24 protein-coding genes and 1 riboswitch are annotated in these 23,736 nt (G+C 69.2%); of the genes, 9 read left to right on the top strand and 15 right to left on the bottom strand.

What is annotated here, in order from left to right; genetic code table 11:
- Window positions 1-5 precede the first annotated feature (5 nt).
- The 3 genes from E0H50_RS22475 to E0H50_RS22465 are packed head-to-tail and all read left to right on the top strand — an operon-like array spanning window position 6 to window position 3,274.
- Window positions 6-968: a carbohydrate ABC transporter permease gene (locus E0H50_RS22475; protein ID WP_131291680.1), complete on the top strand. Its 963-nt coding sequence runs from the start codon at window positions 6-8 to the stop codon at window positions 966-968.
- Window positions 965-1,786: a carbohydrate ABC transporter permease gene (locus tag E0H50_RS22470; RefSeq protein ID WP_131291678.1), complete on the top strand. Its 822-nt coding sequence runs from the start codon at window positions 965-967 to the stop codon at window positions 1,784-1,786. The genes E0H50_RS22475 and E0H50_RS22470 overlap by 4 nt, the downstream gene beginning before the upstream one ends.
- An 18-nt stretch (window positions 1,787-1,804) precedes the next feature.
- Complete coding sequence (locus E0H50_RS22465; RefSeq protein ID WP_165547250.1) at window positions 1,805-3,274, top strand: glycoside hydrolase family 3 protein; 1,470 nt, start codon at window positions 1,805-1,807, stop codon at window positions 3,272-3,274.
- Here E0H50_RS22465 and E0H50_RS22460 read toward each other — a convergent pair.
- The 3 genes from E0H50_RS22460 to E0H50_RS22450 form a co-directional block, all read right to left on the bottom strand.
- Complete coding sequence (locus tag E0H50_RS22460; protein WP_131291674.1) at window positions 3,267-3,503, bottom strand: hypothetical protein; 237 nt, start codon at window positions 3,501-3,503, stop codon at window positions 3,267-3,269. The genes E0H50_RS22465 and E0H50_RS22460 overlap by 8 nt on opposite strands.
- The gene (cimA, locus tag E0H50_RS22455; RefSeq protein WP_131291673.1) at window positions 3,500-5,089 is read right to left on the bottom strand and encodes a citramalate synthase; all 1,590 of its coding nucleotides are present in this window, start codon (window positions 5,087-5,089) and stop codon (window positions 3,500-3,502) included. The genes E0H50_RS22460 and cimA overlap by 4 nt, the downstream gene beginning before the upstream one ends.
- 237 nt (window positions 5,090-5,326) lie before the next feature.
- Complete coding sequence (locus E0H50_RS22450) at window positions 5,327-5,725, bottom strand: hypothetical protein (RefSeq protein ID WP_131291671.1); 399 nt, start codon at window positions 5,723-5,725, stop codon at window positions 5,327-5,329.
- Window positions 5,726-5,828: 103 nt separating this feature from the next.
- Between E0H50_RS22450 and E0H50_RS22445 the strand changes: the two genes are divergently transcribed.
- The gene (locus E0H50_RS22445; protein ID WP_131291669.1) at window positions 5,829-6,320 is read left to right on the top strand and encodes a hypothetical protein; all 492 of its coding nucleotides are present in this window, start codon (window positions 5,829-5,831) and stop codon (window positions 6,318-6,320) included.
- Window positions 6,321-6,370: 50 nt separating this feature from the next.
- Here the strand turns inward: E0H50_RS22445 and E0H50_RS22440 are convergent, their stop codons facing one another.
- The 3 genes from E0H50_RS22440 to E0H50_RS43065 are packed head-to-tail and all read right to left on the bottom strand — an operon-like array spanning window position 6,371 to window position 8,711.
- A complete protein-coding gene (locus E0H50_RS22440) occupies window positions 6,371-7,462 on the bottom strand; it encodes a branched-chain amino acid aminotransferase (protein WP_131291667.1) in 1,092 nt (363 codons plus the stop codon).
- 47 nt (window positions 7,463-7,509) lie between these two features.
- Window positions 7,510-8,559: a 3-isopropylmalate dehydrogenase gene (locus E0H50_RS22435; RefSeq protein WP_131291665.1), complete on the bottom strand. Its 1,050-nt coding sequence runs from the start codon at window positions 8,557-8,559 to the stop codon at window positions 7,510-7,512.
- Window positions 8,556-8,711 (bottom strand): hypothetical protein, encoded by a 156-nt coding sequence (locus E0H50_RS43065; protein ID WP_165547249.1) that lies wholly within the window; start codon window positions 8,709-8,711, stop codon window positions 8,556-8,558. The genes E0H50_RS22435 and E0H50_RS43065 overlap by 4 nt, the downstream gene beginning before the upstream one ends.
- 146 nt (window positions 8,712-8,857) lie before the next feature.
- Here E0H50_RS43065 and E0H50_RS22430 point away from each other — a divergent pair, with 146 nt between their 5' ends.
- Window positions 8,858-9,424 carry an O-methyltransferase gene (locus tag E0H50_RS22430; protein ID WP_130387539.1) on the top strand — a complete coding sequence of 189 codons (567 nt, stop codon included), beginning with the start codon at window positions 8,858-8,860 and terminating at the stop codon, window positions 9,422-9,424.
- Window positions 9,425-9,609: 185 nt separating this feature from the next.
- Here the strand turns inward: E0H50_RS22430 and serA are convergent, their stop codons facing one another.
- From serA to E0H50_RS22405, 5 genes are all read right to left on the bottom strand, one after another.
- Window positions 9,610-11,217, bottom strand: a complete 1,608-nt coding sequence (gene serA, locus E0H50_RS22425; RefSeq protein ID WP_131291663.1) for a phosphoglycerate dehydrogenase — start codon at window positions 11,215-11,217, stop codon at window positions 9,610-9,612.
- Between the two features lie 120 nt (window positions 11,218-11,337).
- Complete coding sequence (locus E0H50_RS22420; RefSeq protein ID WP_131291661.1) at window positions 11,338-12,522, bottom strand: S1C family serine protease; 1,185 nt, start codon at window positions 12,520-12,522, stop codon at window positions 11,338-11,340.
- 109 nt (window positions 12,523-12,631) lie between these two features.
- Window positions 12,632-13,651: a ketol-acid reductoisomerase gene (gene ilvC, locus E0H50_RS22415; protein ID WP_131292027.1), complete on the bottom strand. Its 1,020-nt coding sequence runs from the start codon at window positions 13,649-13,651 to the stop codon at window positions 12,632-12,634.
- Window positions 13,652-13,678: 27 nt separating this feature from the next.
- Complete coding sequence (gene ilvN / locus E0H50_RS22410) at window positions 13,679-14,341, bottom strand: acetolactate synthase small subunit (RefSeq protein ID WP_131291659.1); 663 nt, start codon at window positions 14,339-14,341, stop codon at window positions 13,679-13,681.
- Entirely contained in the window at window positions 14,341-16,092 is a 1,752-nt protein-coding gene (locus E0H50_RS22405; protein WP_131291657.1) for an acetolactate synthase large subunit, read from the bottom strand. The genes ilvN and E0H50_RS22405 overlap by 1 nt, the downstream gene beginning before the upstream one ends.
- 312 nt (window positions 16,093-16,404) lie before the next feature.
- Between E0H50_RS22405 and E0H50_RS22400 the strand changes: the two genes are divergently transcribed.
- Window positions 16,405-17,124 (top strand): class I SAM-dependent methyltransferase, encoded by a 720-nt coding sequence (locus E0H50_RS22400; protein WP_131291655.1) that lies wholly within the window; start codon window positions 16,405-16,407, stop codon window positions 17,122-17,124.
- Between the two features lie 11 nt (window positions 17,125-17,135).
- A riboswitch (ZMP/ZTP riboswitch) is annotated at window positions 17,136-17,219 on the top strand.
- 18 nt (window positions 17,220-17,237) lie between these two features.
- Window positions 17,238-18,116 carry a 5-aminoimidazole-4-carboxamide ribonucleotide transformylase gene (locus E0H50_RS22395; RefSeq protein WP_131291653.1) on the top strand — a complete coding sequence of 293 codons (879 nt, stop codon included), beginning with the start codon at window positions 17,238-17,240 and terminating at the stop codon, window positions 18,114-18,116.
- Between the two features lie 2 nt (window positions 18,117-18,118).
- Here the strand turns inward: E0H50_RS22395 and E0H50_RS43490 are convergent, their stop codons facing one another.
- The 4 genes from E0H50_RS43490 to E0H50_RS22375 all read right to left on the bottom strand — a co-directional run bounded on the left by E0H50_RS43490 (window position 18,119) and on the right by E0H50_RS22375 (window position 20,918).
- On the bottom strand, window positions 18,119-18,346 hold the full coding sequence (locus tag E0H50_RS43490) for a hypothetical protein (protein ID WP_202868272.1): 228 nt from the start codon (window positions 18,344-18,346) through the stop codon (window positions 18,119-18,121).
- 238 nt (window positions 18,347-18,584) lie between these two features.
- Window positions 18,585-18,866 carry a ubiquitin-like small modifier protein 1 gene (locus E0H50_RS22385; RefSeq protein ID WP_131291651.1) on the bottom strand — a complete coding sequence of 94 codons (282 nt, stop codon included), beginning with the start codon at window positions 18,864-18,866 and terminating at the stop codon, window positions 18,585-18,587.
- 9 nt (window positions 18,867-18,875) lie between these two features.
- Entirely contained in the window at window positions 18,876-19,970 is a 1,095-nt protein-coding gene (locus tag E0H50_RS22380) for a WD40/YVTN/BNR-like repeat-containing protein (RefSeq protein WP_131291649.1), read from the bottom strand.
- A 15-nt stretch (window positions 19,971-19,985) separates the two neighbouring features.
- Window positions 19,986-20,918, bottom strand: coding sequence for a 2-hydroxyacid dehydrogenase (locus E0H50_RS22375; RefSeq protein ID WP_131291647.1), 933 nt, complete (start codon window positions 20,916-20,918; stop codon window positions 19,986-19,988).
- A gap of 90 nt (window positions 20,919-21,008) precedes the next feature.
- Here E0H50_RS22375 and E0H50_RS22370 point away from each other — a divergent pair, with 90 nt between their 5' ends.
- Together E0H50_RS22370 and E0H50_RS22365 are read left to right on the top strand one after the other, a co-directional pair.
- Window positions 21,009-22,388, top strand: coding sequence for an FAD-binding oxidoreductase (locus E0H50_RS22370; protein WP_238151141.1), 1,380 nt, complete (start codon window positions 21,009-21,011; stop codon window positions 22,386-22,388).
- A complete protein-coding gene (locus E0H50_RS22365) occupies window positions 22,385-23,671 on the top strand; it encodes an SAM-dependent methyltransferase (protein WP_131291645.1) in 1,287 nt (428 codons plus the stop codon). The genes E0H50_RS22370 and E0H50_RS22365 overlap by 4 nt, the downstream gene beginning before the upstream one ends.
- The last annotated feature ends 65 nt before the right edge of the window (window positions 23,672-23,736 follow it).

The raw sequence follows: 23,736 nt of genomic DNA, 5'->3' as shown, positions 1-23,736 counted from the left end.
GGCCGATGACCTCGCTGACCCAGGCGACCGCATCGGTAACGCCGCCGCGAACCGACCTTGCTGTACGGGGCAGTCGGCTCGCGCGGCTCACGCCGTACGGGCTGATCGGACCGGCGGTGATCGCGTTCGCGGCCGTGCTCGGCTATCCGCTGGTCCGGCTGATCTGGCTGTCGCTGCAGGACTTCGGGCCCCGGTCGCTGTTCACCGGGGAGGCTCCGTTCGTCGGCGTCGACAACTTCACCCGGGTGCTGGGCGACAGCGACTTCTGGTTCACGTTGCTGCGCACGCTGATCGTCAGCGTCACCTGCGTCGGGGGCCTGATGGTGATCGGCTTCCTGCTGGCCGCCCTACTGATGCAGGTGTCGGCCTGGGCGCGGGTGTTGCTGTCGGTCTGCCTGGTCCTGGTCTGGGCGATGCCGATGGTGTCGGCGACGATGATCTGGCGGTGGTTGTTCGAGCCGCAGTACGGCGTGCTGAACTGGGTGATCACGCGGGCCGGGATCCTCGGCGACTTCTCCGCCCACGACTGGTTCTCGTCGCCGGGCCAGGCGTTGTTCCTGATCATCGCGCTCATCGTCTGGAAGGGCCTGCCGTTCGTCGCGCTCACCCTGTACGCCGCCATGGGCCAGATCCCCGGCGACCTGTACGAGGCGGCTGCTCTGGACGGCGCCGGGCGGTGGTCCGTCGCGCGGCACGTCACGATGCCGATCCTCGGCCCGGTGCTCGCCGTCCTCGTGCTGCTGGAGGTGATCTGGTCGGTCAACTCGTTCACCCCCATCTGGGTCCTGACCCAAGGCGGCCCGGACGGCGGTACGACGACCCTCGGCGTCTACTCGTACCTCGAGGCTTTCACCCGCAACGACTACAGCGGCGGCGCGGCGATCGCGATCATCACGGTCCTGCTGCTCGCCGTCCTGTCCGTGCTCTACGTACGGCGGCTGTTCGCCCAGGACGAGGCGATCGCATGAGAAGGAAGCGCGCCGTACCCAACACGATCGCGGTCCTGGTCTCGCTGGTGGTGATCTTCCCTGTCTACTGGATGTTCGCGACCGCGCTGAAGGAGCCCGGCAGGATCCTGTCGGCGACGCCGGAGTTCCTCCCCTGGCCGCTGAGCCTGGAGAACTTCCGTACCGCCCTCACCCACGGCCCGTTCCTGCACTACGTCCGCAACTCGTTGCTGGTCTCGGTATCGACGGTACTGATCGCGTTGATCGTCGCCCTCGGAGCCTCGATCGCGCTGGCGCGGTTCCGGTTCCTCGGCCGCCGCGCGTTCCTCGTCGGCCTGGTGCTGGTGCAGATGGTGCCCGGTTCGGCGATGGTGATCCCGCTCTACCTGATGCTGCGCTCGGTCGGCGCGATCGACTTCGTCCCCGGACTGATCGTCACCTACATGACGTTCGTACTGCCGTTCACGATCTGGACCCTGCGCGGCTTCGTGGCCGGGATCCCCCTGGAACTCGAAGAGGCCGCGATGGTCGACGGCTGCGGCCGGTTCGGGGCGTTCTGGCACATCCAGCTTCCCTTACTTGCCCCGGGCATCGTGGCCACCTCGATCTTCGCCTTCATCAGTGCCTGGGACGACTATCTGTTCGCCTATGTGTTCCTGAAGTCGCAGAACAACTACACGCTGCCGGTCTGGCTGGTCTCGTTCCAGACGTCCGACGGTATCGACAACGGCGCCACCATCGCGGCGTCGGCGATCTTCTCGCTCCCGGTGCTGATCGTCTTCCTGCTGATCCAGCGCCGGTTGGTCGGCGGGATGACGGCCGGCGCTGTCAAAGGCTGATTTCCCTTGGAGGATCCAGTGAACGCAGAGCTCAAGCGGCTCGCCCACGGTGTGCTGTTCCCCGCGCTCGGCCGGCCGAAGGTGCCGAACTGGGTGCCGTCCCGGATCGAGGCCGGTCTCGGCGGGTTCGTGATCTTCGGCAAGGACGTCGTCGACGGCCCGCAGTTCGAGCAGCTGGCCGCGGAGCTGCACGGTCTGCGCGACCACGTGCTGCTCTCGGTCGACGAGGAAGGCGGTGATGTCAGCCGGCTGGCGGACCTCGGCGGGTTCTCGATGCCCGGCAACCGTGCGCTGGGCGAGCTGGACGACGTACAGCTGACCCGGCAGGCGGCGTACCAGATCGGGCTGTCGCTCGTCGCGGCCGGGATCGACTGGGACCTGGCGCCGGCGGTCGACACGGCCGTCAACCCGCTGAGCCCGAACGGCATCCGCTGCTTCGGGGCGGATCGTGCGATGGTCAGCCGGCATACGGCGGCATGGGTCGAGGGTCTGCAAGCAGCCGGGGTGAGTGCCTGCGCGAAGCACTATCCGGGGCATGGTCTCAGCGGCACCGACGCTCACCTCGCCACACCTCTCGTCGATGTGTCCCGCGAGGAGTTGCTGGCGAATTACCTCGATCCGTTCCGGGCTGCCATCGGGGCCGGCGTCGACAGCATCATGGTGTCGCACGACTTGGTGCCGCAGGTGGACGACGTACCGGCGACGATCAGCAAGGTGCTGCTGACCGACATCCTGCGCGGCGAGCTCGGGTACGACGGGGTGGTGATCACCGATGCGCTGGAGATGTACGGGATCGCGGACGTGGCGCCGCTGCCGGAGGCCGCCGTACGGGCGATCGAGGCGGGGGCCGACGCGCTCTGCCTCGGATCATGGGCCTTTCTCGACGATGTGGACGTAGCGGCTGGGGCTCTGGTCGAAGCGGTCGAGAACGGGCGGTTGCCGCTGGAGCGGTTGGAGAGCGCGAACAAGCGGCTGGCTCGGCTGGGAACGCGGACCAGGGCGGATTTGTCGGAGCGGGACAACGGGCTCGGCGAGCGGCTGGCCGATCAGGTTATCGTGACGCACGGAGATCCTCGGGTGCGCAGTGACGCCGTACTGATCATTCGGCTGGAGCCGACGCACTCCCCCGCGGCCGGGTCTTCGGGCTGGGGTGTGGAGCAACTGCTCCGCGACGCCGGGAAGGTTGTCGAGAGCATCGGGTTGTCGGGACAGACGTACAACGGGCCTGGAATGGCCCGGGCCGGAGTCGGGGAGTTCCGGTCGGAGTACGGCGCCGACAGCCAGGTGGTTCTGATGGTTCGAGGAGCTCATCGGTTCGCCTGGCAGGAGAAGCTGATCGCGGAACTGCACGGCCAGCACCCGGACATGATCGTCGTCGACATGGGCGTCCCCGGTGTCGACTACTCGGGTTTCGCGGGCTGGATCCAGACCTTCGGCAGCGCGCGGGTCTGCTCCGAAGCGGCTGTCCGCCGCCTACTCGTCAGCTGATCGACACCGCGAGGACGCCGATCACCTTCTCGAGCCGGGCGGCCACCCGCCCGGCGTCGAAACCGTTGCCTTCGACGACGATCCGCAGCTCGCCCCGGTCCAGCGACAGGGCGAGCTCGCGGACGTCGTACGGGTTGAGCAGTACGGCGATCCGCGCGAGCAGACCGCCCGTCTCGACCACCTCGGCGGTGAAGACCGTCATCGTCCGTTCGACTGCGAGCAGACTCATCGCACGACCTCCTTGTGGCGCAGCAGACCGAAGGTGAAGCCGTCGACCAGCGCCTCCCAGGACGCCTCGACGATGTTGTGGCCGACCCCGACCGTCACCCAGGAGCCCTCGCCGTCCGCGGTCTCGATCAGGACTCTGATCACCGCGTCCGTCCCGTGCCCCTGGTCGAGGATGCGGACCTTGTAGTCGACCAGCTCGAACTTGTTCACCACCGGGTACGCGCGCTCGATCGCCGTCCGCAGCGCGTGGTCGAGCGCGTTCACCGGGCCGTTGCCCTCGCCCGTGACGATCTCCCGCTCGCCGCCCGCGACCAGCTTCACGGTCGACTCCGACACCGCCTCGCCGTCGGCCCGCGACTCGGTGATCACGCGCCAGGACTCGACGTCGAAGAACGACGCCCGCTTGCCCGTCACCTCCTCGGTCAGCAGCAGCGAGAACGACGCGTCCGCGGCCTCGAACGTGTAGCCGCGCGACTCCATCTCCTTGACCCGCTCGGTCACCCGGGTGACCACGTCGCGGTCGTTACCGAGGTCGAACCCGAGCTCGCGGCCCTTCAGCTCGACGCTCGCCCGGCCCGCCATCTCGGACACCAGCATCCGCATGTCGTTGCCGACCTTCGCCGGATCCGTGTGCTGGTAGAGATCCGGGTCCACCTTGATCGCGCTGGCGTGCAGGCCCGCCTTGTGGGCGAAGGCGGACAGGCCGACGTACGGCGCGCGGTTCGACGGCGGCACGTTCGTCACCTCGGCGATCGCGTGCGCGATCCGGAACGATTCGGCGAGCTTGCCCGGTGGGAGCAGTTGCTGCTCGCGCTTCAGTTCCAGGTTGGCCACGACCGCCAGCAGGTCGGCGTTGCCCGTGCGCTCGCCGTACCCGTTGATCGTGCCCTGGACGTGCGTGACGCCGGCCTCGACGGCGGCGATCGAGTTCGCCACCGCGCAGCCGGCGTCGTTGTGACAGTGGATGCCGAGCCGTGCCCCGGTGTTCTCGAGGACGTCGCGGACGACGTCCTGGAGCTCCCTCGGGAGGGTCCCGCCGTTCGTGTCGCAGAGGGCGACCACGTCGGCGCCGGCTTCGGCGGCCACCCGTACTACCTCGAGTGCGTAGGCGCGGTTCGCGCGGTAGCCGTCGAAGAAGTGTTCGGTGTCGAGGAAGACCCGCTGACCGTGGTCCCGCAGGTGCCGGACGGTGTCCGCGACCATCCGGAGGTTCTCGTCGAGCGTCGTCCGCAAGGCCCGCTCGACGTGCGCGTCGTGGCTCTTGGCAACGAGTGTGACGACGCCGGCGCCGGACTCCCGCAGGGCCGCGACCTGCGGGTCGTCAGCGGCGGCCGCCTCCGGCTTGCGGGTCGCGCCGAAGGCGGCGAAGGTCGCGTGCCGCAGGTGCAGCTCGGTCTTCGCCCGCTCGAAGAACTCGGTGTCCTTCGGTACGGCGCCCGGCCAGCCGCCCTCGATGAAACCGACCCCCAGCTCGTCCAGGTACTGCGCGATGGCGATCTTGTCGGCCACGGACAGCGCCAGACCCTCCTGCTGCGCACCGTCGCGCAGAGTCGTGTCGTACACGTGGAAATCGTCCGAGATGCTCATGGGGGTCGGCCTTCCGGAGGGGTGTGCGGCGTCGATACGGGCAAACAAAAAACCTCCCGCAAGGTGCGAGAGGTCTGCGCGCTCAGGTACAGCAAGCTGAGCGCGCCTAGGAAATAATCACCCGATAGTGCTTCATGACGTTTCGCAGTCTGCCACACAATGTCCGGACCATGACGACGCTGTCTCGCATCACGAACATTCAGTACTGCGGCGCGTACTGGAGTTCAGGCCCAAAGATCAAGCACTGAGGGACCAGCCCGGGTCGTCCCAGGCCGTGTAGAAGTCCTCACGGGTGAGCGGGCGCAGGCCCCAGTCCTCGCGGTCCAGCGCCTGGTCGGTGAGCATCCCCTCGTCGTCCTCGAGACGCTGCCACCAATACCGCCGTACGTCGCCGTCCTCGCCGACCCCGAGCTGGCGGACGACGACCCACTCGCGCTCGTGCCAGACCGCCTCGTACAGCCAGTCGGTGCCGTAGTCGTCGACGGCCGCGCCGTACGTCCGCGACGCCGTCCCGCGATCCAGATCCCGGATCAGCTCGACGGTCGACCGGATCGCGGCCACCGTCTCCGCCGACCACCTCCGCCGCTCGGCCAGCTCCGCGTAGTACCCCTCGACGTCGTCCGGGAAGCCGCTCATGTCGCCAGACCCTATCGAACCGAAGCGACAGATGCCGATCAGCTGTCCACCCCCGGACCTGAAAAGATGCTGTGAGTTCGAGACCGCGAGAAGGGATACCGAAGTGAGCGATGCGGACAGTCGTGACACCTCCGACGAGGACGTCCGGACCGCCCTGTTCCGGCCCTCGGGCGCGCTCAGCCGGTTGCAGTTCCGGCTGATGGGATTCGGAATCGGGCTCGCATTGCTGGTGACGCTCGCACCGACCTGGCTCACCAGACACAGCAGGTCGGTGGACGAACTCCGCCTCTACAGCGGAATCAGCCTGCTGGGCCTCACTCCGGGCAGCAAGTCGCCGATGGAGGCTCTGGGCACCGTTCTCTTCCTGCTGTACCTGCTGCTGGCGATCGGGTTCCTGCTGGTCCGGCCGGAGACCGGCACCGCGGTCCTGATGGGCATCGCCGGGCTGGTGGTGACGATCGTCGTCGTCGCGAACCAGCCGGACGGCAGCATCCGGACCACGGTCTCCTGGACCGGCGCGCCGACGGTTGCCATCGGCCTGTGGATCCTCGCGACCGTCGTCTCGATCGTCGCTCTCAAGAAGATCCGCTCCTGACAGCAGACGGCCCGGCGCAGCGCGCCGGGCCGTCGGTGGATCGGGTGGGATCAGGAGATGCGGGTCATCCAGCCGTGCGGGTCGGCCGCGCGGCCGTACTGGACGTCGAGGAGGGCGGTGCGGACGGCCGCGGTGACCGGGCCGCCGTTGCCGTCGCCGATCTGGGTCTCGCCGTCCTTCCACTTCAGCGAGGCGACCGGGGTGACGACCGCGGCGGTGCCGCAGGCGAACACTTCCCGGACCTTGCCGGAGGCCGCGCCTTCACGCCACTCGTCGACCGAGATCTTGCGCTCGGTGACCGTGTGGCCGAGGTCGGTGACCAGCTTCAGGATCGAGTCCCGGGTGACGCCCTCGAGGATCGTGCCGGACAGCTCCGGCGTGACGACCGAGTTGTCGTCGAGGACGAAGTACAGGTTCATCCCGCCGAGCTCCTCGACCCATTTCTTCTCGACCGCGTCCAGGAACGCGACCTGGTCGCAGCCCTGCTCGATCGCCTCGGCCTGGGCGAGCAGCGAGGAGGCGTAGTTGCCGCCGGTCTTCGCCGCACCGGTGCCGCCGGGTGCCGCGCGGGTGTACTCCTCGCTCAGCCAGATCCGGACTGGCTTCACGCCGTTCGCGAAGTACGACCCGGCCGGCGACGCGATCGCGCAGTACGTCACCTGGGCCGACGGGCGGACGCCGAGGAACGGGTCCGAGCCGAACATGAACGGCCGCAGGTACAGCGACGTCTCGCCGCCGCCCGGCACCCAGGCCCGGTCGATCTCGACCAGCTTGCGTAGCGAGTCGAGGAACGCCGCGGTCGGCAGCTCCGGCAGCGCGAGCCGGTGCGCGGACCGCTGGAAGCGGATCGCGTTCGCCTCGGGGCGGAACAGGTGGATCGAGTCGTCGGGATGGCGGTACGCCTTCATCCCTTCGAAAATCGTCTGGGCGTAGTGGAACACCGAGGTCGCGGGAGACAGCTCCAGCGGTCCGAAGGCGGTGATCCGTGCGTCGTGCCAGCCCTTCTCGGCCGTCCAGGTGGCGATCGCCATGTGGTCGGTGAAGTACTGCCCGAATCCCGGGTTCGCCAGGATCTGGGCGCGCTGGTCGTCGCTGGCCGGTTGGGTGTTTGGCTCAACGGTGAACTGCAGATCGGCGCTCATAGCCGCACCGTACCTCTCCACCAACTGGTCAGGCGAGCATCCATCGGTCAGCCCGCCGCGCGCTTGGCGATCGCGTCGCCGATCTCGGCGGTACTGCGGACGGCGTCCGTGCGCTCCTCGATGTCCGCCGTGACGGCGTCCTCGATCGCCTTCGCCGCCTCGGTCAGGCCGAGGTGCTCGAGCAGCAGCGACGCGGACAGGATCGCCGCGGTCGGGTCGGCCTTCTGCTGGCCCGCGATGTCCGGCGCGGAGCCGTGCACCGGCTCGAACATGCTGGGCGCGGTCCGGTCCGGGTTGATGTTGCCGCTCGCGGCCAGCCCGATCCCGCCGCTGATCGCGGCCGCCAGGTCGGTGATGATGTCGCCGAACAGGTTGTCGGTGACGATCACGTCGAAGCGGGACGGGTCGGTGACCAGGAAGATCGTCGCCGCGTCCACGTGCAGGTAGTCGACCGTGATGTCGGGGAACTCGGCGGCGACCGCGTCGACGGTCCGCTTCCACAGGTGGCCGGCGTGCACGAGCACGTTGTTCTTGTGCACCAGCGTCAGCTTCTTGCGCGGGCGGGCCTGCGCGCGGGCGAACGCGTCCCGGACGACCCGCTCGACGCCGTACGCCGTGTTCACCGACACCTCGGTGGCGATCTCGGCCGGCGTCCCGACCCGGAGCGCGCCGCCGTTGCCGACGTACGGGCCCTCGGTGCCTTCGCGGACGACGACGAAGTCGACCTCGCCCGGGTTCGCCAGCGGGGAGCCGACGGACGGGTAGATCTTCGACGGCCGCAGGTTCACGTAGTGGTCGAGAGTGAACCGGAGCTTGAGCAGCAGACCGCGCTCGAGGACGCCGGAGGGGACGCTCGGGTCCCCGACCGCGCCGAGCAGGATCGCGTCGTGCTTGCGGATCTCCTCCAGCTCGGCGTCCGGCAGCGTCTCACCGGTGGCGTGCCAGCGCTTGGCGCCGAGGTCGTACTCGGTCCGGTCGAACGTCACGCCGTGCTGTGCGGCGACCGCGTCGAGGACCTTGAGCGCCTCGGTGGTCACCTCGGGTCCGATCCCGTCGCCGGGGACGACGGCCAGCGTGAAGTTCTTCGTCTCGCTCACTTCTTGGGTTCTCCCCCATTGTCACGGCGGTTCATGGCCTCTTGGACAGCCTTGACCTCGTCGCTCGCCGGGCGGGCGCTGCGGCGACGCCGGGTCGCCTTCCGCTCGCGCGCGTCGATCGACGGCCAGTTGGCTGGATACATGTCGTACATGCGGCTGCTCCCAAATATGTCGTGGGCGGCAGGATGCGGACGAATTTACTCGCACATCCGACTATTTCTCCACTATGCGGGCAGCTTGTCCCGGAATATGAGATCCGGGTGGGGTCACTGGACCGGACCTGTGCGACTCTCACCCGGTGAGTGCTCCTCCAGAACTGCCGCCGCTGGTGTCGGCGGCCCTCAGCCTGTCCGGCCGGCGCGGATTCGTCAGCTCCACCAGGAACGAGACCGGCCGGTTGCTCGCCACCCTCGCGGCCTCGAAGACCGGCCTGCTCGGCGAGCTCGGGACCGGCTGCGGCGTCGGCTCGGCGTGGCTGCGCAGCGGCGCCGGTGAGAGCACGTCGATCGTCACCGCGGAGAGCGATCCGCAGCTCGCGCAGGTGGTCGCGGAGCTGTTCGCCGACGACGAGCGGATCGAGGTCGTCTCCGCCGACTGGACCGCACTGATCGAGCGCGGCCCGTTCGCGCTGCTGTTCGTGGACGCCCGCGAGGCGAAGCTGTCCGCCCGCGACATCATCGCGGACGTGGTCGAGCCGGGCGGTTTCGTCGTACTGGACGACTTCACACCGTCGGCCGTCTGGCCGCCGATGTACGAGGGGCGCGTCGACACGCTCCGCCAGGAATGGCTGATGGACAAGCGGTTCACCACCGTCGAGGTGATGGTCGCCCCCGACGCCGCCGTACTCCTCGCCACCCGCCACTAACACCTCGGCATTTGGTGGGTCTACGTCCGAGATGCCGGGTTTGCGTCCCGGATCCCGGACGTAAACCCGGCATCTCGGACGCTCACCCACGAAAGGCGGGCCCGGGCTATTGAGCCCGGGCCCTTGTCAGCCGCCATGCGCCTGCGGGCGGCTGACCGCCTTCAGTAAAGCAGTCGTTGGGTTGACTACGCCTCAAGGTCCACGGTGCGGGCCGTGTCGGCCTGCACCGCGGCGCTGATGTCGTCGAGCACCGTCGGCTCGATCTTCGAGTCGACCGACAGCGCGACCAGTGCCTTGCCGCCCTTGCGGTCCCGGCTGACCTGCATCCCGGCGATGTTCACGTCGGCGTCGCCGAGGATCCGGCCGATCTGCCCGACGATGCCCGGCCGGTCCTCGTAGGTGAGGAAGGCCAGGTGCGCCGACAGCTCCACCTCGAGGTCGAACCCGTCGATCTCGACCAGCCGCTCCGACTGCCGGACGCCGACCAGCGTGCCGGACACCGACACCTGGGCGCCGTCGGCGAGGGTGCCGCGGAGCGTGATCAGGTTGCGGTGCTCGGGGCTGTCGTGGTCGGTGACGAGCCGGACCTCGAGGCCCCGCTCGGCGGCCAGCAGCGGCGCGTTCACGTACGAGACGTTGTCCTCGACGACATCCGCGAAGACACCCTTGAGCGCGGCGAGCTCGAGCACCTTCACGTCGTACTGCGTGATTTCGCCGCGGACCTCGACGTCGAGCTGCTGTGCGACGCCGCCGGCCAGCGCGGTGAAGATCCGGCCGAGCTTCTCGGTCAGCCCGATGCCCGGGCGGACGTCCTCGGCGATCACGCCGCCCTGGACGTTGACCGCGTCCGGGACGAGCTCGCCCGAGAGCGCGAGCCGCACCGACTTCGCGACCGCGATGCCGGCCTTCTCCTGCGCCTCGTCGGTGGACGCGCCGAGGTGCGGCGTGACGACGACGTTCTCGAACTCGAACAGCGGCGAGTCGGTGCACGGCTCGGACGCGAACACGTCCAGCCCGGCGCCGGCTACCCGCCCTTCCTTCAGAGCGGAGTAGAGCGCCTGCTCGTCGACGATGCCGCCGCGGGCCGCGTTCACGATGATGACCTCGGGCTTGACCTTGTGCAGCTGCTCGTCGCCGATCAGGCCGATGGTCTCCGGGGTCTTCGGGAGGTGCACGGAGATGAAGTCACTGGTCGCCAGCAGCTCGTCCAGGGTGGCGAGCCGGACGCCCATCTGCGCGGCCCGGCCGGCCTGCACGTACGGGTCGTAGGCGATCACGTTCATGCCGAAGGCGGCCAGCCGCTGCGCGACCAGGACGCCGATCTTGCCGAGGCCGACGATGCCGACGGTCTTCTCGAACAGCTCGACACCCGAGTACTTGCTGCGCTTCCACTCGCCCTTCTTGAGCGACTCGTTCGCGGCCGGGACCCGGCGCGCGGACGCGAGCAGCAGCGCGACGGCCAGCTCGGCGGCGCTGGTGATGTTGGAGGTCGGCGCGTTCACGACCATCACCCCGGCCTGGGTGGCGGCCTTCACGTCCACGTTGTCCAGGCCGACACCGGCCCGGGCGACGACCTTCAGCTTCTTCGCGGCGGCCAGCGCCTCGGCGTCCACCTTGGTGGCGCTGCGGATCAGGATGGCGTCGACGTCGGCGATGGCCGGCAGCAGCTCGGCGCGGTCGGCGCCGTTGGTCTGGCGGATCTCGAAGTCGGGGCCGAGCGCCTCGACGGTGGCCGGGCTGAGCTCTTCGGCGATCAGGACGACGGGCCGGGTTACGTCAGTCAGTGAGGACATGGAGGAATCTCCTGCAGAAGCGGTAGGGGCTCATCGAGAACAGAGCACCGCGCTGTGCCCGCTGCCTTCGATGGTACCCCGTCCACTCCACACCGTGAACGGCGACCCGAATGACACCCCCTAGGTGTCGCAGGCGACTGGTTCCGAGGCCTTGACGGTTCTGTCGATGACCAACTGGCCGCGCGATCGGACCAGGTAGAACGTCGTGTCCAGGCGGGTGCAGTTCTGGCCGCCGGCACCGGTCGCGGTGGGCGCGTACAGCACGTTGTACGCCATCCGCGCGGAGGAGCCGTCCGGCGCCAGGTCGGTGAGCCTCGGATTGAAGAAGTACGAGGTCAGGTGCTTGTCCCGATCCTGTGCCTCCGTCAGGGCGCCGGCGAACCGCGGCGAGTAGTACGCCCGCACCTTGCCGAACTCGTGCTGGTTCTGCAGGGTCAGGTAGTTGGTCAGCACCCGCTGCGCCTCCCGGGCGAGCGGCGTGTTCGCGACCTGCAGCACCGGCGCGATCGGGCTCTGCGGACCGCGGGACTCCGGACAGTCTCCAAGCGTCCCGACCGTGACGCCCGACGGCGCCTGCGCGACGTACCCGCGGAGTTTGCTGAGCGGGACGATGGTGCTGGCCTGGACCGTGTCGCCGGTGACCAGGCCGACGAGTTCGCCGGACTTGCCGACCACCGGGCCGCCCAGTTTGGCCGCGTTCATGAACTGGCTCAGCGGCTCGGGGTCGGCCTCCGAGCCGACCGCGTTGACGACCTGTTTGCCCGCTGCCGTGTAGCCGACCAGCGCGCGTTCGGCCTTCCGTTCGGGATCGGCCGCCGGCAGCCGCAGCGGCGACTCGTTGAAGCCGATCGACTGCAGGACGGCGACGCCGTCCGCACTGGTGGCGAGCAGGTTGGCGCGCCGGATCCGGCCGTCCTGGGCCACCACGATGATCGACTTCGGCTGGTCGACCGCCGACGCGGCGGTCAGCACCCGCCCGTTGTCGATGACGACGCCGGACGCCTCACCGGTGCCGGCGCAGGTGGTGGCGAGCACCCGGACCACGGCCGGGCCGGCCGACGTCAGCACCGCGGCGGTGTCGATCCGCAGGCTCTGCGCGCGGACGTACCAGCCCGCGCCGGCGCCGCCCGCGACGATCACGATCAGGACGAGCAGACCGGCGAGGATCCGGCCGAAGATCCACGGGCCGCGGGGCGGCGGCTGGGCACCGGACGACCGGGTCGGAGCCTCCAGCTGGGTCAGCGTGCCGGCTCCCGCCGGAACCCGCCGCGGCGGCCGCGGAACCCCGCTCCTGCCGTCCTCCACCGCCCGCCCTCCCCCAAATCACCAGTACAGACCACAACCGTCACACATTGTGTCAAACAAAAGGGCCCGGACCACCCACCTGGGTGGTCCGGGCCCTGAGGTCGTTTCGTCAGCGGGCGGCGGTGCCCTCGACGTAGTCCTCGTCGTGGGACTTGACCCACGCCATCAGGCCGCGCAGTTCCTTGCCGACGGCCTCGATCGGGTGGCTCTCGCTCTGCTTGCGGAACTCGGCGAACTCCGGCGCGCCGGCGTCCTGGTCCGCGATGAAGCGGGCCGCGAAGGTGCCGTCCTTGATGTCGGAGAGCACCTCCACCATCCGGGCCTTCACCGACGCGTCGATGATCCGCGGGCCGGACACGTAGTCGCCGTACTCGGCGGTGTCGGAGACCGACCAGCGCTGCTTGGCGATGCCGCCTTCGTAGATCAGGTCGACGATCAGCTTGAGCTCGTGCAGGCACTCGAAGTACGCGACCTCGGGCTGGTAGCCGGCCTCGGTCAGCACCTCGAAGCCGGACTGGATCAGCGCCGACACGCCACCGCAGAGGACGGCCTGCTCACCGAACAGGTCGGTCTCGGTCTCCTCGGTGAAGGTGGTCTTGATACCGCCGGCCCGCAGACCGCCGATGCCCTTGGCGTACGAGAGCGCCAGGTCCCACGCCTTGCCGGTGGCGTCCTGCTCCACCGCGACCAGCACGGGTACGCCGCGACCCTCGGAGTACTCGCGACGGACCAGGTGGCCCGGGCCCTTCGGGGCGACCATGAACACGTCGACACCGGCCGGCGGCTTGATGTAGCCGAAGCGGATGTTGAAGCCGTGCCCGAAGACCAGCGCGTCGCCGTCGACCAGGTTCGGCTCGATGGCCTCCTTGTAGAGCTTGCGCTGCGCCGGGTCCGGAGCAAGTACGACGATCACGTCGGCTTCCTCGACCGCCTCGGCCGGGGTGACGACCCGCAGGCCCTGCGCCTCGGCCTTGGCCCGGCTCTTCGAGCCTTCCGGCAGACCGACCCGGACGTCGACGCCGGAGTCGCGCAGCGAGAGCGCGTGGGCGTGGCCCTGGGAGCCGTAGCCGAGGACGGCCACGTGCCGGCCCTGGATCACCGACAGGTCGGCGTTGTCGTCGTAGAACATTTCAGCAGCCACTTCGGGCACTTCTCCTTAGTGTTGATTCGGTACGGCGGCGGCGGTACGGCCCGGCGGCGGCGCCGGTACCGGGTGGTGCGAAGCGGCGTTACCGGCACCAGTAGTGGCACCGGCCGGCCGCGCCTGCACGTTCGGGGGTCCGGACTGCACGTGCGGCGGCGGCACCGGGACCGGTCGCAGGGTGCGGTCGGAGATGGAGCGGCTGCCGCGGCCGATCGCCACCATGCCGGACTGCACCAGCTCGCGGACGCCGAAGGGTTCCAGCACCCGGAGCATGGCTTCGAGTTTCTCGGGATTGCCGGTCGCCTCGATCGTGATCGCGTCCGGTGCCACGTCCACCACCTTCGCACGGAACAGCTGGACGGTCTCCAGCACCTGTCCGCGGGTCAGGGTGTCCGCCTTGACCTTCACCAGCAGCAGTTCGCGCTGAACCGTCTGCGTGGGTTCGAGTTCGACGATCTTGATCACGTTCACCAGCTTGTTGAGCTGCTTGGTGATCTGCTCCAAAGGCTGCTCGTCCACGCTGACCGCGATGGTCATCCGGGACACCTCAGGGTGCTCGGTCGGACCGACCGCGAGGGAATCGATGTTGAACCCGCGGCGCGAGATCAGCGCCGCCACCCGGGCCAGCACACCGTGCTTGTTCTCGACCAGGATGCTCAGAGTGTGCTTCGACATCAGAGCTCCTCCCCGTCCCACTTCGGCGCCATGTCGCGGGCGATCTGGATGTCGTCGTTGCTCGTACCGGCGGCGACCATCGGCCACACCATCGCGTCGCGGTGCACCACGAAGTCGACGACGACGGGCTGGTCGGTGACCGACATCGCCTTGTCGATGGTGGCGTCGACCGACTCCTTGTCGGAGCAGCGCAGCCCGACGCCGCCCATCGCCTCGGCGAGTTTGGCGAAGTCCGGGATCCGGGCCGAGTGCAGGTCGGTGTTGGAGTAGCGCTTGTCGTAGAACAGCGTCTGCCACTGGCGGACCATGCCCAGGGACTGGTTGTTGATCACGGCAACCTTGATCGGGATGCCCTCGAGCGCGCAGGTGACGAGCTCCTGGTTGGTCATCTGGAAGCAGCCGTCGCCGTCGATCGCCCACACGGTCTTGTCCGGCCGCGCGACCTTGGCGCCCATCGCGGCCGGCACGGCGTACCCCATGGTGCCGAGGCCGCCGGAGTTCAGCCAGTGGCCGGGCTTCTCGAACGGCAGGTAGTGCGCGGACCACATCTGGTGCTGGCCGACGCCCGCGGTGTAGACGGCGTCGGGGCCGGCGATCTTGCCGATCCGCTCGATCACGTACTGCGGGGACAGCGTGCCGTCCTCGGGTTCGTCGTAGGCCACCGGGTACTTGGCGCGGACCGCTTCGAGCTGACCACGCCAGGCGTCGTACGACGGGGTGCGGCCGGCGCTCGCGATCTCGGTCTTCAGCGCCGCGATCAGATCGGTGATGACCTCCTTGCAGTCACCCACGATCGGAACGTCGGCCGCGCGGTTCTTGCCGATCTCGGCCGGGTCGATGTCGGCGTGGATGACCTTCGCCTCCGGCGCGAACGAGTCCAGCCGGCCGGTCACGCGGTCGTCGAAGCGGGCGCCGAGGGTGATCAGCAGGTCGGAGCGCTGCAGGGCGCCGACGGCCGAGACCGAGCCGTGCATCCCCGGCATGCCGAAGTGCAGGTCGTGGGTGTCGGGGAGCGCGCCGCGGGCCATCAGCGTCGTGATCACCGGGATGCCGAGCAGCTCGGCGAGCTCCTTCAGCTCGGCGCTGGCCTGAGCGCGGATCACCCCGCCGCCGACGTACAGGACGGGCTTCTCGGCGGCGACGATCAGGCGGGCCGCCTCACGCACCTGCTTGGGGTGCGGGCGGGTCACCGGCCGGTAGCCGGGCAGTGACAGCTCGGTCGGCCACTGGAAGTCGACGCCGGTGGTCTGCATCGCGTCCTTGGTGACGTCGACCAGCACCGGGCCGGGCCGGCCGGTGGAGGCGATGTGGAACGCCTCGGCGATCGTGGTGGCGATGTCGTTCGGGTCGGTCACCAGGAAGTTGTGCTTGGTGATCGGCATCGTGATACCGCGGATGTCCGCCTCCTGGAAGGCGTCCGTACCGATCGCGGCCCCGGCCACCTGCCCGGTGATCGCCACCAGCGGCACCGAGTCCATGTACGCGTCGGCGATCGGCGTCACCAGGTTGGTCGCGCCCGGTCCGGAGGTCGCCATGCAGACGCCGACCTTGCCGGACGCCGCGGCGTACCCCTGGGCGGCGTGACCGGCGCCCTGCTCGTGACGTACCAGGATGTGGCGGATCTGGGTCGAGTCGAGCATCGGGTCGTACGCCGGGAGGATCGCGCCGCCCGGGATGCCGAAGACGGTGTCGACCCCGGCATGTTCCAGTGCGCGGATCAGAGCCTGTGCCCCGGTCAGCTGCTCACTCATGAGTGCCTTCCCTCAGTCAGTCACGCTTGTTTAGCTTTTCGCGACCGATCCATCCTCGCTCGTGGTTGTTTTCAATGGACTACTGGGTCGCAGATAGTCGCATTGGCAACAAAAAACCCCTTCCGCCGGGTTGGCTGAAGGGGCGCGCTCGACTCAGTGGTGGCGTCAGTCGGCGCGCCGCACAAGTACGAGGAGAATCGATCGCATGTAGGCATTATTCGCCGACAACCGGCGGCCGGGTCAAGTTCACCCCACCGGTGTCTCACCTCCTGAGATGCCCGTCTTACGGATACGTCCCCTAGCATTCCGGGGGTGATCGACGATCCGTACGGCGACGAACAGTTGGTGGAGCTCTACGACCTGGACAACCCGTCCGGCGAGGATCACGACTACTACCGTGCTTTGGCCGCGGGCACCGCGAAGGTTCTGGACTTCGGTTGTGGAACCGGGCTACTCACACGGTCGCTGGTCGCGCCCGGGCGAGTGGTGATCGGCGTCGATCCGAGTCCCACCATGCTCGGCTACGCGCGCCGGCAGCCCGGCGCCGAGGCGGTCACCTGGATCGACGGGGACCACCGCGTGGTGCCGCCGACCGGTGACGTGGATCTCGCGGTCAGCAGCGGCAACACGATGATGCACGTCGCGGAGCACGCGGCCGCGGTCGGTGCGCTGGCCGCCGCGCTGCGGTCCGGTGGCGTGCTCGCGTTCGAGTCGCGCAATCCGGCGGCGCGGGCGTGGGAGCAGTGGACGAGCGAGGCGACGTACGGCGAACGGGACACGAAGGCCGGGCGGCTGAAGGAGTGGCTCGAGCTGATCGAGATCGCGAACGGGCGCGTGACGTTCGACGCGCACAACGTCTTCGAGGACGGGCGTGACGCGGTGTACCGGAACGTCTTGTACTTCCGGTCCGCCGACGAGATCACGGCCGACCTGCTGGCGGCGGGGTTCTCGGACGTCGTCATCGACGGCGGGTGGCACGGTGAGCCGCTGGATGCGGCATCACGCCTGCTGGTGGTGCGCGCGACGAAGTAGGCCAAGTAGGCTGGGCGCACCGCGACTGGCGAGGGTGGAGTACCACCGGGGAGCGGAAATGTTCCTGTAGGGCGTCGTCCGCCTGGGCGCCTCCGATCCGCTCGGAGGTCCTCATGCGTTTGCGCTACGGAACGAACCCGCACCAAGCCGCCACGATCGACCATCCACCGTTCACAGTCGTCGCAGGCGAGCCGTCGTACATCAACGTTCTCGACGCGTTGACCGGGTGGCAACTGGTCCGGGAGGCCGCGGCGCGGTTCGGCGTACCGGCCGCGGCGTCGTACAAGCACGTGTCGCCGGCGGGGGCCGCCCTCGGCGAGACGGTGGCGGCCGCGTACACCCGTGCGCGGGACGCTGACCCGAAGTCGTCGTACGGCGACTTCGTGGCGGTCTCGCATCCGGTCGACCTGGAACTGGCGATGATGCTGAAGCGAGTGGTGTCGGACGGGATCATCGCGCCCGGGTACGACGAGGGCGTGGTCGAGATCCTCGCCGCCAAGAAGCGCGGGACCTACCTGGTGCTCGAGGTGGACCCGGAATTCGAGCCGCCCGCGGAGGAGGTCCGGGAACTGTTCGGCGTCCGGCTCACGCAGGAACGCGACGCGCTGCCGATGCCCAGCGACCTGCCCGACGATGTGGTGCTGGGGATGATCGTCGCGCGGTACACGCAGTCGAACACAGTCGTGATGGTGAAGGACGGGATGACGATCGGCGTCGGCGCCGGGCAGCAGTCGCGGGTGGACTGCACGCGGCTCGCCGGCGAGAAGGCCGCCCTCTGGTGGGCGCGCCACTCCAGCGATCCACTCACCGGAGTCTCGATGGTCTCCGACGGTGCGCTGCCGTTCACCGACAACGTCGTGGAGGCCCAGCGGTACGGCGTCTCGCACATCGCCGATCCGGGCGGTTCGATCCGCACGCCCGAAGTGGCGGCCGCCTGCGCGGCGGCCCGGATCCACTGGTTCGAAACCGGCGTACGCCTGTTCAGGCACTGAGGTCAGGTGAGCAGATAGTCGCCTGCGGCAACAGCTTTGCGGACCTCGGCCGCTGTCTGCTGCGCGTCGAGCCGGGTGGTGTCGATCGCGTGCGGATCGAGGGCGCCGAGGTCCGCGAAGGCGCCGTGCAGGCCGGTCAGTGCGTCGGCGTCGGTCAGCTCGGGTTCGGGCCGTGCCTGTCCGCGGTCCAAGGTCGTCTCGAGGTCGGCCCGCAGTACGACGTACGACATCGCCCACTCCCCCGCCGCGCGCGTACACACTGACGGCCGCGACGATCGCGTCGACGACCACCTCGTTCTGGCTGTGCGCTCCCGGCAGGTACGGCGCGATGAACCCGGTGCGGATGCCGCGGTAGAACTCGTCGGTCGTCAGGTGCATCGTCGGCCGCGGCGCGCCGGTCGCGACCAGCCGCGCCACCGTCGTCTTGCCCGAGCCCGACGGACCGGTCAGCAGGAGGACGTTGCTCATTCAGCCGCCGGCCACGCTCGGCAGGACGAGGAGCTCGTCGCCGTCGTTCAGCGCCGTGCCGAGGCCGTCCAGATCGCGGATGTTGTCGTTGCCGAGGTAGATGTTCACGTGCCGGCGGATCGCGCCCTGCTCGTCGGTGAGGCGGCGGCGGAGCGCCGGGTGGTCGGCTTCGAGACCTGCGAAGACCGAGGCGACGGTCGGCGAACCGTCGACCTCGACCTCCACACGTTCGGCGCCGCCGGCGAACGGACGCAGCACCGTGGGCAGGCGGACCGCGATCATCCGACCCCCTTATCCCAGCACCGCGGCGCGCACCGTCAGTACGTCGGGAAGGTGCCGCGCGACCTCGTTCCAGCTGTCGCCGGCGTCGGCGCTCGCGTAGACGCAGCCGTCCCGCGTGCCGACGTACACGCCCGCCGGATCGGCCGTGTCGACGGTCATCGCGTCGCGCAGCACCGGGGCGTAGGAGACGTCGGGCAGCCCGGCGGCCAGCGGCTCCCAGGTCGAGCCGGCGTCGCGGGAGCGGTAGACCCGGCACCGCGCCTCGGTCGGGATCCGGTTCGCGTCCGCGACCAGCGGGAACACGTACACGGTCTCGGGCTCGTGCGGGTGCACCACGATCGGGAACCCGAAGTCCGACGGGAGGCCGTCCGCGATCGACTTCCAGATCGCTCCGCCGTCGTCGGTTCGGTAGACGCCGTGGTGGTTCTGCGCGAACATCCGCTCGGGCGCGTCGGGATGCGCGGTGATCTTGTGGACACACTGCCCGAACTCCGGATACGGGTCCGGGAAGAACTTGGCCTGGATCCCCTGGTTCTTCGGGGACCACGTTTTCCCGCCGTCCGTGGTCTGGTAGACGCCACCGGTGGACATCGCCACGCTGACCCGGTCGGGATCGGTCGAGTGCGGCAGCACGGTGTGGATCGCCGCGCCGCCGAATCCGGCGCCCCATTCGGAACGGTGCGGGTGGTCCCACAGCCCGCGGACCAGCTCGAACGTCACGCCGCCGTCGGTCGACTTCCACAGCGCCTGCGGCTCGGACCCGGCGTACACGACACCCGGCTGGTCGGCCGGCGCCGGCTGGACCTGCCACACCCGCTCCAGCGACGCGTCGGCGTCCTTCGGGAAGCCGATCGAGCCCTCCGGCGGCTCGGCCCAGGTCTTGCCGAGATCGTCGGAGTGGAAGACCGCCGGGCCCCAGTGCTCGCTGGTACCGCCGACGAACAGGCGCGCCTGATCGCCACGGGTGTCGATGCCCACGGCGTACACGCCCTGCATCTCGAACTCCGGCACCGGTCCGTCGAGCCGCCAATCCTTGCGGGCAGCATCACTCCGGCCGATCCAGAGACCTTTCTTGGTCCCGATCAGCAGTACGGCCTCGGACATCGTCGTCCTCCTCCTTCAGCGTGGCGGACCTGCCACCACATTGATCAACGGTTCCCCGGACGCGTAGCGCTCCAGTTGCGCGCGCACCAGCCTGGCCACCCGCGGCGCGAACGCCGTCGAGGCGCCGCCGCGATGCGGATTGATCAGTACGTTCGGAGCAGACCACAGCGGATGTCCGGCGGGCAACGGCTCGGGATCCGTGACGTCCAGCGCGGCCCGGATCCGCCGCGTCCCGAGCTCGGTCAGCAACGCGTCGGTGTCCACGACGACACCGCGCGCGACGTTCACCAGCAGCGCGCCGTCCTTCATACTCGCCAGGAACTTCGCGTCGACCATCCGCTTGGTCTCCGGCGTCGCGGGCGTCAGCAGCACCACGACATCCGCGCGCGGCAACAGCTCCGGCAGCTCCGAAATCGGGTGTACGCCGTCCCGCGGCCGCCGCGCGACCCGGATCAGGTCGCACTCGAACCCGGTCAGCCGGCGCTCGAGCGCCTCGCCGATCGCGCCGTACCCGAGGATCAGCACCGTCCGGTCGGCCAGCGAGTCGTCGACCTCGTCGTACGACCCCGGCCAGGCCTGCTGCTCCTGGTCACGGACGGCTCGCGGAAGATTGCGGAACGAGGCGAGGATCAGCCCGACCGCCAGCTCGGCCGTGGAGGCGTCGTGCACGCCGCGCGCGTTGCACAAGGTGACGCCGTCGGCGAGCCGCGACTGCGCGTGCTCGAACCCGGCCGTCTGCAGCTGCACGACCTTCAGTGCCGGCATGTCGCGGAGGACGTCGAACACGTCGCCGCCGCCCATGTAGCTGGGCACGTAGAACTCCACCTCGCCGAGCGACTTCGGCCGCTCACCACCGGCGTAGAAGTCCACGTCGAACCCCTCGGGCACCCCGCCGAGGAACGCGCCGGGGTCCTCCCAGGGCAGCCATGCCTTCACCACATCAGCCATGCGTTTCAACCTACTCGGGGTCGTGGACAGTTTTGAACTCCGGTTGTGAACTCCCGTGCCGGAGTCCAGGGAGAGTCGTACGCTGGATCGGTGCCTTCGACATCGGATACGGCGGTGGTGGTCGCGCACGATCGGGCCGTCGGGCGGCTGCGGGCGTCGTACGAGCTGATCCCGCCGGGCGAGCCCGTCCGGCTGGCGAAGCGCAGCTCGAACCTCTTCCGGCCGCGCGCCGATCCCGGGCGTCCGGGGCTGGACGTGTCGCAGCTGACCGGCGTGATCAGCGTGGACCCGGCGGCGCGGACCGCCGACGTCCAGGGCATGTGCACGTACGAGGACCTGGTCGCGGCGACCCTCCCGCACGGGCTGACGCCGATGGTGGTGCCGCAGCTCAAGACCATCACGCTCGGCGGCGCGGTGACCGGGCTCGGCATCGAGTCGTCGTCGTTCCGCGCCGGCCTCCCGCACGAGTCCGTACTCGAACTGGACGTCCTCACCGGCGCCGGCGCCGTGGTCACGGCGCGCCCCGACGGCGAGCACGCCGACCTGTTCCGGATGTTCCCGAACTCGTACGGCACGCTCGGGTACGCGACCCGGTTGCGCATCGAGCTCGACCGCATCTCGCCGTACGTCGCCCTCCGGCACGTCCGGCTCGGTCTGGACGCGCTCGCCCCGGCCATCGACGAGATCGTTGCCTCCGGCACGTACGACGGGGAGCCGGTGCACTTCGTCGACGGCGTCGCGTTCAGCCCCTCGGAGGCGTACCTGTCCCTCGGGCGGAACAGCGACGCCGCGGTGCGGACGAGCGACTACACCGGTCAGCAGATCTACTACCGGTCGATCCAGCAGCGCCCCAAGGACTTCCTCACCGCGCACGACTACCTCTGGCGCTGGGACACCGACTGGTTCTGGTGTTCCGCGGCGTTCGGCGCGCAGAAGCCCGTCGTACGGCGGTTGTGGCCTCGTCGCTGGCGACGCAGCGATGTCTTCCACAAGATCGTCGGCTTCGAGAACCGGCACCACGTCGCCGCCCGGCTGAACCGTCGCCGTGGGCAACCGGACCGCGAGCGCGTGGTCCAGGACGTGGAGATCCCGGTCGCCCGGCTGGCGGACTTCCTGCGCTGGTTCGACACGCACGTCGGCATGCGGCCGGTATGGCTGTGCCCGCTGCGCCTGCGGGGACAAGCGACCTGGCCGCTCTATCCGCTGCAGCCAGGCGAGACCTATGTGAACGTCGGCTTCTGGGGCACCGTCCCGATCGCCCCCGGCGCCGCCGATGGCGACGTCAACCGGCGGATCGAGCAGGCCGTCACCGACTTCGGCGGCCACAAGTCCCTGTACTCCGACGCCTACTACGACCGTGCCACCTTCGACCGGCTCTACAACGTCGCGGCGCTGGACGAGGTCAAGAAACGCTACGACCCGGACGCCCGGCTCACCGGGCTCTACGAAAAGGCGGTGACGCGCCGATGACGACGCTGGCAACTCAGGTATCGATCGCCGAAGCTCTCACAGCGGTGACTCCGGACGGGCTGCCGTTCCGGTTCACGGCGTACGACGGCAGTGCGACCGGACCCGACGACTCACCTGTTCAGATGCATCTCGCCTCCGAGCGCGGACTGTCGTACGTCCTGACTGCGCCGGGTGACCTCGGTCTCGTCCGAGCCTACGTGATGGGCGACCTGGAGATCACCGGCGTCCACCCGGGCAACCCGTACGACCTGATGCGGATGATGCTGAACCAGCTGCACTTCCACCGCCCGACACCCAGCGAGGCGCTGCGCATCGTCCGCGGTCTCGGCTGGAGCCACCTGAAACCGCCCCCACCGCCACCCCAGGAGCACCTGCCGAAATGGCGCCGTACCTTCGAGGGGCTGCGGCACTCGAAGGCACGGGACAAGTCAGCGATCCATCACCACTACGACGTGTCGAACCGGTTCTACGAGTTGATCCTCGGACCGTCGATGACCTACACGTGCGCGGTCTACCCGTCGCCGGACGCCACGCTCGAGGAGGCGCAGGCGGAGAAGTACGACCTGGTCGCGCGCAAACTCGACCTGCGGCCCGGGCAACGGCTGCTCGACGTCGGCTGCGGCTGGGGCGGCATGGTCCGGCACGCGGCCCGCGAGTACGGTGTCGAGGCGCTCGGCGTCACGTTGTCCGCCGCCCAGGCGGAGTGGGCGACGCAGGCGATCGAGCGCGAGGGGCTGGAGGATCGCGCCGAGGTGCGGTTCCTCGACTACCGCGATGTCGCCGAGCGCGACTTCGACGCGATCAGCTCGATCGGTCTGACCGAACACATCGGCGTCCGCAACTACCCGTCGTACTTCGGGTTCCTGCTCGACCGGCTGAAGCCGGGCGGCCGGCTGCTCAACCACAGCATCACGCGGCCGGACAACCGGTTCCGCTCGACCGGCGCGTTCATCGACCGCTACATCTTCCCGGACGGCGAGCTGATCGGCTCCGGCCGGATCATCGCCGAGGCGCAGGACGCCGGCTTCGAGGTCCGCCACGAGGAGAACCTCCGCGAGCACTACGCCCTCACGCTGGCCGGCTGGTCCGCCAACCTGCTCGCGAACTGGGACGAGGCCGTCGCCGAAGTCGGCTACCCCACCGCCAAGATCTGGGGCCTCTACCTGGCCGCCTGCCGCGTCGGCTTCGAACGCAACACCACCCAGCTCCACCAGATCCTCGCGGTGAAACTCGACGCCGACGCCAACGCCCACTTCCCCCTGCGTCCGACCTGGATGAGCTGACGCTCATGCGGCGAGTGCATGGAGATCGCCCAGGTTAGGCATTGGACCTGGGCGGCCGGCGCGCG

The sequence above is a fragment of the Kribbella sindirgiensis genome, from assembly GCF_004331435.1.
In the GTDB taxonomy this organism is placed as follows: domain Bacteria; phylum Actinomycetota; class Actinomycetes; order Propionibacteriales; family Kribbellaceae; genus Kribbella; species Kribbella sindirgiensis.
The sequence above is the reverse complement of the archived record's forward strand: the minus strand, read 5'-3'. Positions and strand labels throughout refer to the sequence as shown.

Excerpts from the sequence above, each read along its gene's own strand:
- serA (WP_131291663.1), bottom strand. The coding sequence starts at position 11,217 with ATGTCCTCACTGACTGACGTAACCCGGCCCGTCGTCCTGATCGCCGAA.
- ilvN (WP_131291659.1), bottom strand. The coding sequence starts at position 14,341 with ATGTCGAAGCACACTCTGAGCATCCTGGTCGAGAACAAGCACGGTGTG.
- E0H50_RS22375 (WP_131291647.1), bottom strand. The coding sequence starts at position 20,918 with ATGGCTGATGTGGTGAAGGCATGGCTGCCCTGGGAGGACCCCGGCGCG.
- cimA (WP_131291673.1), bottom strand. The coding sequence starts at position 5,089 with ATGAGCATCTCGGACGATTTCCACGTGTACGACACGACTCTGCGCGAC.
- E0H50_RS22405 (WP_131291657.1), bottom strand. The coding sequence starts at position 16,092 with ATGAGTGAGCAGCTGACCGGGGCACAGGCTCTGATCCGCGCACTGGAA.
- E0H50_RS22470 (WP_131291678.1), top strand. The coding sequence starts at position 965 with ATGAGAAGGAAGCGCGCCGTACCCAACACGATCGCGGTCCTGGTCTCG.
- E0H50_RS22440 (WP_131291667.1), bottom strand. The coding sequence starts at position 7,462 with ATGAGCGCCGATCTGCAGTTCACCGTTGAGCCAAACACCCAACCGGCC.
- E0H50_RS22450 (WP_131291671.1), bottom strand. The coding sequence starts at position 5,725 with ATGAGCGGCTTCCCGGACGACGTCGAGGGGTACTACGCGGAGCTGGCC.
- E0H50_RS22365 (WP_131291645.1), top strand. The coding sequence starts at position 22,385 with ATGACGACGCTGGCAACTCAGGTATCGATCGCCGAAGCTCTCACAGCG.
- E0H50_RS22380 (WP_131291649.1), bottom strand. The coding sequence starts at position 19,970 with ATGTCCGAGGCCGTACTGCTGATCGGGACCAAGAAAGGTCTCTGGATC.
- E0H50_RS22460 (WP_131291674.1), bottom strand. The coding sequence starts at position 3,503 with ATGAGTCTGCTCGCAGTCGAACGGACGATGACGGTCTTCACCGCCGAG.
- E0H50_RS22385 (WP_131291651.1), bottom strand. The coding sequence starts at position 18,866 with ATGATCGCGGTCCGCCTGCCCACGGTGCTGCGTCCGTTCGCCGGCGGC.
- ilvC (WP_131292027.1), bottom strand. The coding sequence starts at position 13,651 with ATGTTCTACGACGACAACGCCGACCTGTCGGTGATCCAGGGCCGGCAC.
- E0H50_RS22395 (WP_131291653.1), top strand. The coding sequence starts at position 17,238 with ATGCGTTTGCGCTACGGAACGAACCCGCACCAAGCCGCCACGATCGAC.
- E0H50_RS22475 (WP_131291680.1), top strand. The coding sequence starts at position 6 with ATGACCTCGCTGACCCAGGCGACCGCATCGGTAACGCCGCCGCGAACC.
- E0H50_RS43490 (WP_202868272.1), bottom strand. The coding sequence starts at position 18,346 with ATGTCGTACGTCGTACTGCGGGCCGACCTCGAGACGACCTTGGACCGC.
- E0H50_RS43065 (WP_165547249.1), bottom strand. The coding sequence starts at position 8,711 with ATGTACGACATGTATCCAGCCAACTGGCCGTCGATCGACGCGCGCGAG.